Below are 14,105 nucleotides of genomic sequence, written 5' to 3'. Positions count from 1 at the left end.
ACTTATAATATAGACTTTTATTTTTTAAGCTGTGCTCTTTTATTAATTAAATACACAAAAAGTAACCATACAGCAAAAGTGAACAAGACCCATTTGAATTACACTTAAGGGTAATATTTTTTAACCTTTCTATTTGATGCCCTTTGCCCATGTAGAGATTACAAATAGAAATTTATGCAAAAAAGAACGCCCAATTGTATAATTATTCAATTATACTCTTTATATTTGCAGCCTCGTTGCATAAATATACAAGTATGAGTACGAAAAAAGAACGATTGGATGCCATTTGCCGCATTATAAAGACAGAGAAAATAGGTAATCAGGAAGAGCTGCTTAAGCAATTGGAAAATAGCGGATTCCAGGTTACCCAAGCAACCCTGTCGCGCGACATCAAGCAACTGAAAGTCGTCAAAGTACATGACGAAAACGGGAACTATGTATATCGCCTGCCCGATTATTCGGCGCTTATGCAACCGGTGAAAGAGCAGATGCAACATCACCCCAACATCGAGTTTTCGGGTAACTTGGCCGTTGTCAAGACCCGGCCGGGATATGCAATGGGGATCGCTTCGGATATCGATACGCATGCGCCCTACGAAATATTGGGAACAATTGCCGGAGACGACACGATCCTGATCATCCCACGCGAGGGGATCAGCCGGGATAAAATCGTTAAAGCATTGGCGCATTTTATATAATATATTAATGTATAGGGAACCGGTCGTTTGCTCCCATTAACAACAGAAGATAAAAAGAACAAACATAAAGATGGAACAAGAAAGAAAAATTGATGTGATGATTGCTGAAGCTTGCCACGAGGAATATGTAGATATCATCCTCGACACGATCGAAGCAGCCGCCAAAGTGCGCGGAACCGGCATCGCCAAGCGTACGCATGAATATGTTGCACAGAAGATGAAGGAGGGGAAAGCCGTCATTGCCTTGGAAGGCAACAAATTTGCAGGTTTCAGCTATATCGAATCTTGGGGTAACAAACAGTATGTGACCACTTCCGGCCTGATCGTCCATCCGGACTTTCGCGGACTGGGCATTGCCAAAAGAATCAAGGAGATGACCTTCCAGCTGGCCCGTATGCGATGGCCGCACGCCAAGATTTTCAGTCTGACTTCAGGCGCTGCCGTTATGAAAATGAATACGGAATTAGGATATGTGCCGGTCACTTTTGCCGACCTGACGGACGACGAATCGTTCTGGAGAGGTTGCGAAGGCTGTGTCAACCACGATGTCCTCGAACGTACCGGCCGCCGTTACTGCATCTGTACCGGAATGCTCTTCGATCCGGACGATCCTCATCGGGCCGAGAGGGAGGCGAGAGAAATTAAAAATTAAGAATTAAGAATTAAAAAATAAAGATCAATACAGGTATACAAAATGAAGAAAAAAGTAGTAGTCGCATTTAGCGGAGGATTGGATACATCTTTTACGGTTATGTATCTGGCCAAGGAAAAAGGATATGAAGTGTATGCAGCTTGTGCCAACACAGGCGGTTTCAGTGAAGAACAGTTGAAACAAAACGAAGAAAACGCCTACAAGTTAGGGGCAACTAAATATGTGACAATCGACGTTACAAAAGAATATTATGAAAAGAGCCTGAAATATATGGTCTTCGGAAATGTGCTCCGCAACGGCACTTATCCGATCTCCGTTAGCTCGGAACGTATTTTCCAGGCGCTGGCAATCGCCCGCTATGCAAACGAGATCGGCGCCGATGCGATCGCCCACGGTTCTACCGGGGCCGGAAACGACCAGATCCGTTTCGACATGACCTTCTTAGTGCTGGCTCCGAATGTCGAGATCATCACGCTGACACGCGATATGGCATTGAGCCGCGACTACGAAATCAACTATCTGAAAGAACATGGTTTTGAAGCGGACTTCACGAAACTGAAATATTCTTATAATGTAGGTTTGTGGGGAACATCCATCTGCGGTGGAGAAATTCTCGATTCCAAACAAGGCCTGCCGGAAAGCGCTTACCTGAAACAGGTGAAGAAAACCGGCAGCGAAGAGCTCCGTCTCGAATTCAAGAACGGTGAAATCCATGCCGTGAACGGTGAAGTATTCGAAGACAAGATTGCCGCCATCCAGAAAGTGGAAGAAATCGGTGCGGCATACGGTATCGGCCGTGACATGCATGTGGGAGACACGATCATCGGCATCAAGGGACGTGTAGGATTCGAGGCAGCCGCTCCGATGCTGATTATCGGCGCTCACCGTTTCCTCGAGAAATATACGCTGAGCAAATGGCAGCAATACTGGAAAGACCAGGTTGCCAACTGGTACGGGATGTTCCTCCACGAAAGCCAGTATCTTGAACCGGTCATGCGCGACATCGAAGCCATGTTGCAGGAATCACAGCGCAATGTGAACGGAACAGTCATCCTGGAACTTCGCCCGCTTTCGTTCTCTACCGTCGGTGTCGATTCAAAAGACGACCTGGTTAAAACCAAGTTCGGCGAATACGGAGAAATGCAGAAAGGTTGGACAGCCGAAGATGCAAAAGGTTTCATCAAGGTCACATCCACCCCGTTGCGTGTTTATTACAACAACCATAAGAACGAAGAGATATGATCAAAGTCGGAATTATTGGAGGTGCAGGATATACGGCAGGCGAATTGATCCGCCTGCTGCTGAACCATCCGGACGCCGAGATTACATTTGTGAACAGCACGAGCAATGCCGGCAACAGGATCACAGACGTGCATAGCGGACTTTATGGCGAGACCGATTTGGTGTTCACCGACGAACTTCCACTGAACCAGATCGACCTTCTTTTCTTCTGTACCGCCCACGGCGACACAAAGAAATTCATGGAAAGCCATACCGTACCCGAAAACGTGAAGATCATCGACCTCAGCATGGACTACCGCATCGAAAGCCCTGAACACGATTTCGTTTACGGTCTGCCCGAACTGAACCGACGCCGTATCTGTAACACACAGCATATTGCAAACCCCGGATGTTTTGCCACCTGTATCCAATTAGCCGTTTTACCATTGGCCAAACATCTGATGCTGAACTCGGATTTGCATGTAAACGCAATCACGGGATCGACGGGAGCAGGCGTCAAACCGTCGCCGACCTCCCATTTCAGCTGGCGAAACGATAACATATCGATTTACAAACCGTTCACGCACCAGCATCTGGCAGAGATCGGGCAAAGTTTGCGGCAGTTGCAGAACAGCTTCGACAGTGCAATCAACTTTATCCCGATGAGGGGTAATTTCTCACGAGGCATTTTCGCTACGACCTATTTAGATTGCAAGATCGAACTGGATGAGATCAAACGTATTTACGAAGAATACTACGCCGACCACTCATTCACTTTCGTCACGGACAAGAACCCGGATCTGAAACAGGTAGTGAATACGAACAAGTGCCTGATTCATCTGCAAAAGCATGAAGACAAGTTGCTTATCATTTCGATGATCGACAACCTGTTGAAGGGAGCCAGCGGCCAGGCAGTCCACAATATGAACCTTCTCTTCGGTTTGGAAGAGACGGTAGGGTTGCATCTGAAACCGTCAGCGTTCTAAATGATTTATGATTTATGATTTATGATTTGAAAGCATACACAATCAGACCATAAGCCATAAATCATAAATCATAAATCCCCTATAAATCATAAATTATAAATCATAAATTATAAATCTAATGACTCTATTCGACGTATATCCATTATTCAATATAGAGATAGTCAAAGGCAAGGGATGCCATGTATGGGATGCAGAGGGAAACGAATACCTCGACCTGTATGGCGGACATGCCGTGATCTCGGTCGGTCATAGCCATCCCACTTATGTTAAGGCTATCACCGAACAGGTGAACAAGTTGGGGTTCTATTCCAACTCCGTCATCAACAGCCTACAGCAGAAGTTAGCAGACAAATTGGGCAAGGCATCCGGCTATGACGACTATTCGCTCTTCCTGATCAACTCAGGAGCCGAAGCCAATGAAAATGCATTGAAGTTAGCTTCTTTCCACAATGGAAAGAAACGGGTGATCGCTTTCAAACACGCTTTTCACGGACGTACATCTGCTGCCGTACGCGTGACAGACAATCCGAAGATCATCGCTCCGGTAAATGAAGATCTTGCTGTGACCTACCTACCTCTGAACGATGTGGCGGCAGTAGAAGCCGAATTGCAGAAGGGGGACGTATCTTCGGTAATCATCGAGGGTATTCAAGGCGTGGGTGGCATCCAGTTGCCGGCCGATTCCTTTATGCAAGAACTGCGTGCCTTGTGTACGAAATATGAAGCCTGCCTGATCCTTGACGAAATTCAGTCGGGTTACGGACGTAGCGGTAAGTTCTTCGCCCACCAGTATGCCGGGATCAAGCCGGATCTGATTTCGGTGGCAAAAGGCATCGGCAACGGTTTCCCGATGGGCGGATTACTGATCAGCCCGATGTTCAAACCGGTATACGGGATGTTAGGCACGACCTTCGGAGGCAATCATTTAGCTTGTGCGGCTGCCATTGCCGTGCTGGAGATCATGGAGAATGAAAAGCTGATCGACAATGCGCGGGAAGTAGGAACTTACTTGTTGGACGAGCTGCATAAGCTGCCGGGAATTAAGGAAATTCGCGGACGCGGCTTGATGATCGGTATCGAGTTCGAAGAATCGATCAAGGAAGTGCGCAGCAAGTTGCTGTTCGAAGAGAAGGTATTTACGGGAGTCGCCGGAACCAACACGATCCGCCTGTTGCCGCCGCTCTGCCTGAGCATGGACGAAGCGAAAGAGTTCATCGCACGGTTCCGCAAGGTGCTGAATGCTTAAAAAAAGAAGACGGTTCGCGGACCGTCGCTATACAGCTTAATTGTTCCTTTATATAATAAGATCCACCATCGGAGCTTCCGGTTGGTGGATCTTTTATTTTTTTTGGGGGACAATTATGGAAGTGTGTCAAAACTCCTTTATCACGATCAATTCACCACAAAAGTATAGCTGCCGGAACCGATCTTCCCGGCATAGAGGAACGGCTCGCCCTTCATCTTAACGGTTTTCACCGGAGCGCCATTATTCGTTACGGTATATTTGCCGGACGGGAGCGGAAGATACACTTCGGCATCCATATTGGCAGGAATCGTCACTTTCAGGCTATAGGCATCCGCCTTATTCTCCACCTCCATGCGGATCGCGCCCCGGATCGTCGGGATCGTAGCCTCCGCCCATTCGAGCGAAGCAAGCTGCGGTTTGATGCGGGCAGTACCGAAACCGGGTGTCAGAGGTTCCACCCCCATCAGACGGCGCGGGATGATGTTGGCAGGAGCGGCTCCCCAGGCATGGTTCCAGTCCTGGTTCGGTTTGTACTTGTTGTCCCAGGCTTCAAGCGAGATAGTCGAGCCGACACGGATCATATTATACCAACTGCGGTCGTCCGTCTTGGTCAGCATATGCAAGGCATATTCGGCATCATTCGCTTCATAGAGGGCATCCATCAGGAATTGCGAGCCGTAGACGCTGCAAGCCATCCCGCGGGTTTGGATAAAACCTGCGACGCTTTGCTTCTTTCCGGTCGGAACGAGGTCGAACGCCAACGGGAACATATTGCCATGCAGGGAAGCATGATCGGTATCGGCAGCAAGGCCATCCGTGAAACAACCCTTTCGAGCATTGAAGAACGAACGGATAAACCGTTTTTTGAAAGCGTCCGATTCGGATGCATAGAAAGCGGCGTCATCCTGCTTACCCAATGCACCGGCAATCCCCTCCATCTGCTTCAAAGCCTTGTAATGCCAAGCATTCGTCACCACATTATAATCGGTAAAGGCAAATCCGTCGTCTTCTCCCCCTTGCTTCTTTCCCAAACCGAGTATTCCGGTATGCGGCCAGTCCACAATATCCCGTATCTGTCCTTTGAAACGGATCGAACGAAGGAAATCTTCCGTCTGCAATCCGGTCGTCGTGCTGATCAGCCCGTTCTTCTCGCGGAGAGCCATCAGGACGCGTGGTTTGAGCCATTCGTAACCGGATTCAAGCGAACGGCTATCGCCCGTGTACAGATAATCGTACCAGGCAATCGACAACGCCTGCAAGATCCATTCGGTCGGCCATGTCGGATGTTGCAGCAAGTATTCATGCGAGCGGCGGGCAATCGCATATTCACGGTCCACCCCATAATGGCAAAGCTGGTTGATCAGGGCATCCGCCTCATAAGGGATACGTTCGCGGTCGCCATCCACATAAATCCCAGAGAAAGAAGTAGCGCGGACAGAATATTTGCACAATTCCCAGATCTGATTCAACGTATCATTGGAACAACGGAAAGAAGAAGCCGTCTCATCAAACGGATAATGCACCGTCTCGCGGACAACAGAAGTTGGCGACAGAGGCGCCTCATACCCTTCGATCTCGCAATAGCGGAAAGGGACGACTTCACCCACATATTCCGGTATCAACACGGCAGCCGATCCGGTGTTCCGTTTATCTTTCTTGATCTTGATCCGGTATGTGTTCGTCCCCTTCAACAAAGCCAACGGATAACGATGATAGCGAATCGTCGACTTACCCGGATCACGCAAGATACGCCCGCCTTCGAGGCATTCCCCTAAATGCACGACCACAGAATCCTGCGAGCCGTCGGATGCCAGCGTCAGCACCAACTGCCCGAAAGCATCCCGTCCAAAATCGACGAGACGTGTGCCGGGACGTATTTCCTTTATCCCAGCCGGAAACTCCATCGTCTTCACCTGCGGATAATAGGCTGTTTCATATTGGGACAGGCGGTCGGCGGTCCGGAATGCTTTCACTTCCGACCATTCGCTTTCCCCTTCGGTATTGGTCACCGTCTTTACCCGCCAGAAATAGGACTTGCCCGGCTGCAAGGCTTCGCCGGCATAACGGACGGCAACAGAGCGGTCGCTCCCGACCATCCCGCTGTCCCACAGGTTCCCTTTTCCGGAAGCGGCATCCTCGCGGTTATCAGCCACGATCACGTGATAAGCGGTCTGCCGCGTCCCCCCTGTCTCGCCGGGAACAATCCAGGAAAAGGCGGGATGTGTCGAGCGGATGGCAGCATATTGCAACGGTTCGATCGCCTCGTCAAGTTGCCATACCGGCAGGTTCGACGCGTATCCGTTCTGCCACGTTTGCCCGGTATGTTCGATGAGGTCGGTCATCAACCCGGAGGGTTTCTTATCGGCAGCCTGCAGGCCAAAAGCCGAAAAGGCGAAGGAGACTAACAGGGTAAAGCGGTTCAGTAATGTACTCATGGTATTTTTCTTTTTTCGTGATTCGGGGATAAAGATAGAATGAGCAAGAGATTCATCCCTTCATATATCTGACATTTTTATTTTGAAAAATGCACAAAAAGACGAACGAGCGAACCTCCCACAAACAGAGCGGCAACACAGGCAAAGAAGACAACACGTCGCTCCCGTCCCCTCGTCAGGCGGTGAAGAGGAAAGATCGCTTTAAAACTCCTGTTCTTCTATCGAACGGACTGCCTTATAAAGTTTTTTGGTTGCCGCCTCGATGATATTTTCGATTTGTTCTTTTGATTTTCCTTTTTCATCTTTGCTGATTTCATAAATGCTTTTCCCTTTGAAATATTGCATGGCAATACGTTTTTGAACCGGACTCTCGATAAAAGAGAACAAAAACTGAAGAACAAGATCATAAAGGGGCATACTCTTATAAAACGCACGGAGCACGAAAAACAATCGTTCTTCTTTATCGATAATAGCTGCTATCTCATTTTCCAAAAGATATTGGCTGTCACGCAAGGAAGTCACCCGGTTCCTGAATTTGGCCTGTTCCCTGATAAAGTCTTTTTCTTCTTTCCGGTGGCTTTCGAGCTGTTGGGCCAATTCGGTACGTTGCATTTTGAATTTTTCTTCTTTCAGTTTCTGGTTCTCATAGTCCTCCAATGAAAAAGCGGGAGCCAGTTTCTTCAACGTGCCTTCCAAATCTTTTTTCATTTCGTTTATTTTATCCGTATGCTTCAAGACCCATAAGTAATTGGGATATACTCTGACCAGGAACTCCTTCCGGTCACTTAACCTCTGGCTTTCCTGTTTCAGTTCTTCCTCCTTAAACATCAAGTCGATTTTCCAACGGTTCAATTGTTCCCGGACATCTTCGACCGCCTTGTTCAAGGCTTGCTCCACATCGCTTATGCTCCCGCTGTATATCTGGTCGCCGAAGTAAATGCAGATAGTGTTTTTCCCGTTTTCAACCAAGCCGTCTTGCTTCGGGCATTTTTTCTTCAATCCGCTCTCCAAAGTGGCTATCGCCTGTTTTTTCTTGTCATAAAAATCGATCTGCGAATGCAGGTCCTCAATCTTATCATTCGCTTTTTTCAATTGGTACTGCAAACTTGAAATCCGCCTTAACATCTCCTGCTGGACAGTGCCGGGGCTTCCGTTCTCGAAACAATAGTCCCCGACTCTCGGCGTGGCTCCATTTTCCCTTTGCAAAACGGTTATCTGCTGGCCCATGACGACATTCTGCTTTTTCCAGAAAAGCGCATCTTTCAAAAGCAGGGCATAGTCGTTTTTCAAACCGGTATTATCATTTTCCAGTTTGCTGATTAAACTATCCTTTTTCTTTATCTCGGAACGCAATCGGCTTCCTTCATTTTCGAGCTGATGAATTGCATCTATTTTTTCATCCCAGGCGGCAGTTAATGATTTTTCCTTTTCATCTACCTCGGAACGCAACTTGTCGTTTTCCTTTTCGTATTGACGGATGGTATTTTCTTTTTTAGCCAAGGCCGAACGCAAATCCGATTTTTTTTTTTTCCAACGAGGCAACTTCCGCTTCAGATTTCTTTAACTTTTCATATATAGAGTCGAAAGTTTTACTCATACCCATAAAAATGTCATCGCTCAAAAAGCTATACCTTATTTCATCTGAATACAATAACTTGTCAATAAATCCCGACATAGATTTATCGTCCTTGCATTTCTCTATAATTTCCTGTTGAAAAGATAAAATATCCGGTTCATCCGGAATGGAAGCCTCCTCGGCTGGTTCCGATGCATTATCCGGGACGGAAGGTTCCTCCTGTTTTTTTTTATTCTTGAAATAGCCTGCTATCGCTTTAAACATAATATATAGATTTGAGGCTCTAAGTTAATTATTTTTTCTTTCATAAAAACATTTTTTTGCCTATCTCGCAAAACATTCCGTTATTTGCACACGGATAATTATAAAAACTAATATACATGAAACTAAACAAACTCATTCTTCCGGTAGCGTGCATCCTGCTGGCCGGAAACGTAAGCATGGCACAGGTAATCATGCCGTGGGAAAACCGGACGGATACGGACGGCGATCCGTTTGCACAAAGCGAAACGGCCGCAGTAAAGGGCAAACTCCATTTGGAAGATGTCGTCGGAGGGCGGCTGGTGCAGACAAAAGGGATCGGCGCCATGACATGGATGAAGGACGGCGAACGGTATAGCCGGATGGAACCGAACGCCGAGACAGGCGGCATCGACATCGTCGCCTATCGCGCCAAAGACAACCGGCGGGAAGTCATCATTCCCTCCTCCATGTTTATCAACAAAGAGACCGGAAAACCGATTGCCATCCGCAGCATCTCCTGGAGCGCCGACAATGGGAAGGTCTTGATCTATAACAACACGAAGCGGGTATGGCGTTACGACACGCGGGGCGACTACTGGGTGCTGACGCTGAAGGACGGGACCTTGCGCCAGTTAGGAAAGGGACTGCCCGAATCGTCGATGATGTTTGCCAAATTCTCGCCTGACGGGACACGTGTGGCTTTCGTCTCGAACAATAATATATATGTAGAAGATATTGCCTCCGGCCGGATCACGCAGCTGACTCATGACGGGAGCCAGACGATCGTGAACGGTACGTTCGACTGGGTGTATGAAGAAGAATTCGCTTGCCGCGACGGTTTCCGCTGGAGCCCGGACGGACAATATATCGCCTATTGGCAGAGCGATACCAAGGGAACAGGCGTCTTTGATATCATCAACAATGTAGATTCCATCTACCCGACCATCCTGCATTTCCCCTATCCGAAGGCAGGATGCACGAACTCGGCGGTCAAAGTCGGCTATGTGTCTGCTTCAGGAGGCGTGCCGACCTGGATCGAGATCCCCGGTGATCCGCGGGGCAACTACATTCCCCGCATGGAGTTTATCCCCGGAAGCAACGAACTGTTCATCCAGCAGATGAACCGTCCGCAGAATACGAACAAAGTCTGGATCGCCCGCATCGGCAGCGCGAAACCCGAAAACATCTTCACCGATACCGATGCAGCCTGGTTAGACACGAACGATAACATCCAATGGCTGAAAGACAACACCTGGTTCACCTGGGAAAGCGAACGCGACGGTTGGCGCCACCTGTACCGCATCAGCCGGGACGGGAAAGAGATCGTGCCGGTCACGAAAGGCGACTTCGATTATATCTCGTCGGTCGGGACAGACCTGCAAAAGGGACTGGTTTATTTCATCGCTTCTCCCGATAATTTCACGCAACGGTATCTGTACAGCGCCGAACTCTTCGGCAAGGGCGAAGTGAAACGCCTCAGCCCGATGGACCAGCCGGGACAGCACCGCTACACGATGTCGCCCACCGGGAAATGGGCGGTCCATACCTATAGCAATGCGGCAACTCCTTCGGTGATCGACATGGTTTCCTTCCCCAAGCACCAATCCGTACGGGTGATAGAGGACAATGCAAAGGCACGCGAACAATATGCCGCACTGGGACTGAACCCGAAAGAGTTCGTCAAAGTGACCTCCGGCGATCTCGAACTGGATGCCTGGATGATCAAGCCGGTCCATTTCGATCCGGCAAAGAAATACCCCGTTATCATAGAGGTCTATGGCGAACCGGCCAGTTCGACCGTACAGGACGTATGGGGAGGCGGCGACCTCTGGAACCAGTATGTCGCCAACCTCGGATATATCGTGGTCAGCATCGACAACCGGGGAGCCAACACACCGCGCGGCCGTGAATGGCGCAAATGCATCTATGGCGAAGTCGGCACGTTCGCTTCCGAAGACCAGGCACGAGGCATCCAGGACATGGCACGCCGTTATCCGTTTATCGACGCGTCCCGTATCGGCATCACCGGATGGAGCGGCGGCGGAAGCCAGACGCTGAACTCCATGTTCCGCTATCCGGATGTCTTCCACACGGGGATCGCCATCGCTTTCGTTGCCGACCAACGTACCTACGACACGATCTACCAGGAACGGTATATGAACACGCCGCAGAACAACCCGGAAGGGTATCGCAAAGGTTCCCCGATCACATACGCATCCGGCCTGAAAGGGAATCTGCTCCTGATACACGGGACGGGCGACGATAACGTCCATTATCAGAACTGCGAGATGCTGGTCAACGAGTTGGTGAAGCATGGCAAGATGTTCAGCCAAGTCAGCTACCCGATGCGCAGCCACGGCATTTACGAACGTCCGGGCACGACCTTGCATCTGCGGATGACGATGGCCAAATACTGGCTGGACCATCTGCCCGCCGGAGGTAAATGATAGAACAGGATCCATCTAACAGAAGTTTGACATGAAACAATTACCGGTTTATTTCCTGATCCTCATCGGGATATTTGCCACCAATACCCAAGCCCAGGCTCAATTGATCGAGAAAGCGGAACAATTGCTCCAGACTGCGACAGGCGAGCCTCGGCCCGATTCTCTTCCGCCCGCCGCAGCCGATACGTTGAGCGTCGAAGAACTGCACAGGCAAGATTCGATCCGTATCCAGGAGATGGCGCTCCAGTTGCAGGAGATGAAGCTGAACGAGATCGTCCTCCGCACCGAGCTCGACAATGTCCGTAACCTGAACCAGACGTCCGACTCGCTGAAAAGAGCCGAACAACGGCGCAGCATCGATTCGTTGCGGGCGCTTACCCCCGGCGTCCCCGTCTTAGTGGACGGCGACACGCTGTTCACACTCTATGCCAAGAGAGGCGGGCACTCAGCCCTCGACCGTGCGGATATGATCAACGATATCCTGATGAAGATCGGCAAGGACAGAAGCCTGCACCGTGATTCCGTCCACACGCTGGAAAGCGAATACTACATCGATATCATGTACGGCAACAAGGTGATCGTCAGCATCACCGACCAAGATGCGCTTTGGCAAGGCACGTCGCGGCGGGAACTGGCCGAACAGTATGCCCCTGTCCTGGCCGCCAAGATCAAGGACCTGAAAGAGGAGCACAGCCTGTTGCAGGTAGCCAAGCGGGCCGCTTTGTTCGTGTTGGTGCTGGCAATACAATATCTGCTGTTCCGGCTGACGAATTTCCTGTTCCGCAAGCTGCGCCGGCAGATCATACGCTTCAAGCAGCAACGGCTGAAACCGATCATCATCCGCGACTACGAGTTCCTGAACACGCACCGGCAGGGACGGATCCTGATCTTCTTCAGTAACCTCCTGCGGTACATCGTGCTGCTGATACAGTTGATGTTCAGTGTCCCGATGCTGTTCGCCATCTTTCCGCAGACGGAAAAGCTGGCGCTGAAGATCTTCCTCTATATCATGGAACCGATCAAGATGGTGCTGAAGTCGATCGTGGAATACATACCGAACCTGTTCATCATCCTGGTGATCTGGTACTGCATCAAGTATATCATCAAAGGCCTGCAGTATATTGCCAATGAGATCGAGAACGAGAAGCTGAAGATCACCGGGTTCTATCCGGATTGGGCGCAACCGACATTCAATATCATCCGCTTTCTGCTCTATGCGTTCATGATCGCGATGATTTATCCCTATCTGCCGGGCTCCAATTCCGGCGTGTTCCAGGGGATTTCGGTATTTGTCGGCCTGATCATCTCGCTCGGTTCCAGCACGGTGATAGGGAATATCATTGCCGGACTTGTCATCACCTATATGCGTCCCTTCAAGCTCGGCGACCGCATCAAGTTGAACGATACGACCGGCAACGTGATCGAGAAAACTCCATTTGTCACCCGCTTGCGTACCCCCAAGAATGAAGTCGTGACGATACCGAATGCTTTTATCATGTCATCCCATACGGTCAACTACAGTGCTTCGGCACGCCAGTTCGGGCTGATTATCCATACGACGGTCACGATCGGCTACGACGCTCCCTGGCGACAGGTCCACCAACTGCTGATCAATGCGGCACGCAGCACGCACGGAGTCCTGGAACATCCGAAGCCGTTCGTACTGGAAACAGAACTTCAGGACTACTATCCTTGTTATCAAATCAATGCTTACATCAAAGATGCCGACCAACTGGCGCAGATCACTTCCGACCTGCACCAGAACATCCAGGATATCTTTAATGAGGCAGGCGTAGAGATCATGTCGCCTCACTATTTTGCCGGACGTGACGGAAGCGCCACCACGATCCCGGAAGACTACCTGAAAAGTAAATAAAAGTTCATTTTATCTGAAATAGTTAAAAAGACCCTCTGCAAAAACAAAATGCAGGGGGTCTTTTGTTATATCTCCAAAAGTCACTAAATCTCTAAATAAAAAGCACAAAATGAAAAAGTATTTTATCGCAGTAGCAGCACTGGCATTTTTGGCTGCATGTAACGGGAAGGCTGCAAAAGACACTCCCGTGTTGGTTGAAGAAGAAAGTATTGCCGTCGCCGAAGCAGCTCCCGATGCTCCTTCCCTGCCGGAGTTGCCGGTAGTAAAGGCCAAACCGGCTAAACCGATCAATATGCGCGACTCCTTGAAACTGGATCCGAAAAAGGGTGCAGTCGTACAGAAAAAATATAAAGGGACTGTTCCGGCAGCCGATTGTCCCGGTATCGTTTACGACCTGACTTTGTTCTATCAGCAAGATAGCGACGACGGCGTTTACGAACTGGACGCCACTTACCTGGAAGCTGAAAACGGCAAAGACCAGACATTTACTTCTACCGGCAAACGCCTGGTGAAAAAAGGGACTCCTGCCGATGCAAGCGCAATCGTATATGAACTGATCCCAAGCGATGGCAGCATGGTCTTTTATTTCCTGGCAGAAGGGGATAGCCTGACCATGTTGAACCAGGAATTACAAAAAGCCGCCTCCGACCTTAATTATACGCTAAAACTCGTACAATAATCGATACATCTTCACAGCACATCTTTGTATAAATAGAAAAGAGGCC

At 49.4% G+C, this 14,105-nt stretch carries 11 protein-coding genes; 8 read left to right on the top strand and 3 right to left on the bottom strand.

The window, feature by feature from the left end:
• Positions 1–254 precede the first annotated feature (254 nt).
• The 5 genes from argR to RDN79_RS13910 all read left to right on the top strand — a co-directional run bounded on the left by argR (position 255) and on the right by RDN79_RS13910 (position 4,803).
• On the top strand, positions 255–698 hold the full coding sequence (argR, locus tag RDN79_RS13930; RefSeq protein WP_298550746.1) for an arginine repressor: 444 nt from the start codon (positions 255–257) through the stop codon (positions 696–698).
• Positions 699–768: 70 nt separating this feature from the next.
• On the top strand, positions 769–1,350 hold the full coding sequence (locus tag RDN79_RS13925) for a GNAT family N-acetyltransferase (RefSeq protein ID WP_298550748.1): 582 nt from the start codon (positions 769–771) through the stop codon (positions 1,348–1,350).
• Between the two features lie 42 nt (positions 1,351–1,392).
• Positions 1,393–2,592: an argininosuccinate synthase gene (locus tag RDN79_RS13920; RefSeq protein WP_298550750.1), complete on the top strand. Its 1,200-nt coding sequence runs from the start codon at positions 1,393–1,395 to the stop codon at positions 2,590–2,592.
• Positions 2,589–3,557, top strand: coding sequence for an N-acetyl-gamma-glutamyl-phosphate reductase (gene argC, locus RDN79_RS13915; protein WP_298550752.1), 969 nt, complete (start codon positions 2,589–2,591; stop codon positions 3,555–3,557). Before RDN79_RS13920 ends, argC begins: the two co-directional genes overlap by 4 nt.
• Positions 3,558–3,675: 118 nt before the next feature.
• Positions 3,676–4,803, top strand: a complete 1,128-nt coding sequence (locus RDN79_RS13910; RefSeq protein WP_298550754.1) for an aspartate aminotransferase family protein — start codon at positions 3,676–3,678, stop codon at positions 4,801–4,803.
• Positions 4,804–4,949: 146 nt separating this feature from the next.
• On the opposite strand, the gene RDN79_RS13905 is transcribed toward RDN79_RS13910, so the two are convergent.
• The 3 genes from RDN79_RS13905 to RDN79_RS13895 all read right to left on the bottom strand — a co-directional run bounded on the left by RDN79_RS13905 (position 4,950) and on the right by RDN79_RS13895 (position 9,078).
• Positions 4,950–7,238, bottom strand: a complete 2,289-nt coding sequence (locus RDN79_RS13905; RefSeq protein WP_298550756.1) for an alpha-L-rhamnosidase C-terminal domain-containing protein — start codon at positions 7,236–7,238, stop codon at positions 4,950–4,952.
• Between the two features lie 201 nt (positions 7,239–7,439).
• Complete coding sequence (locus RDN79_RS13900) at positions 7,440–8,738, bottom strand: hypothetical protein (RefSeq protein WP_298550758.1); 1,299 nt, start codon at positions 8,736–8,738, stop codon at positions 7,440–7,442.
• Complete coding sequence (locus RDN79_RS13895) at positions 8,731–9,078, bottom strand: hypothetical protein (protein WP_298550759.1); 348 nt, start codon at positions 9,076–9,078, stop codon at positions 8,731–8,733. Before RDN79_RS13895 ends, RDN79_RS13900 begins: the two co-directional genes overlap by 8 nt.
• Before the next feature lie 116 nt (positions 9,079–9,194).
• Here RDN79_RS13895 and RDN79_RS13890 point away from each other — a divergent pair, with 116 nt between their 5' ends.
• From RDN79_RS13890 to RDN79_RS13880, 3 genes are all read left to right on the top strand, one after another.
• Positions 9,195–11,504: a S9 family peptidase gene (locus RDN79_RS13890; RefSeq protein WP_298550761.1), complete on the top strand. Its 2,310-nt coding sequence runs from the start codon at positions 9,195–9,197 to the stop codon at positions 11,502–11,504.
• 31 nt (positions 11,505–11,535) lie between these two features.
• Positions 11,536–13,380 (top strand): mechanosensitive ion channel family protein, encoded by a 1,845-nt coding sequence (locus tag RDN79_RS13885; protein WP_298550763.1) that lies wholly within the window; start codon positions 11,536–11,538, stop codon positions 13,378–13,380.
• Between the two features lie 109 nt (positions 13,381–13,489).
• On the top strand, positions 13,490–14,059 hold the full coding sequence (locus tag RDN79_RS13880) for a copper resistance protein NlpE (RefSeq protein WP_298550765.1): 570 nt from the start codon (positions 13,490–13,492) through the stop codon (positions 14,057–14,059).
• Positions 14,060–14,105 lie beyond the last annotated feature (46 nt).

This window comes from uncultured Parabacteroides sp., from assembly GCF_902493135.1.
Classification (GTDB): Bacteria; Bacteroidota; Bacteroidia; order Bacteroidales; family Tannerellaceae; genus Parabacteroides.
This window is presented reverse-complemented; position numbering and strand designations above follow the sequence as displayed.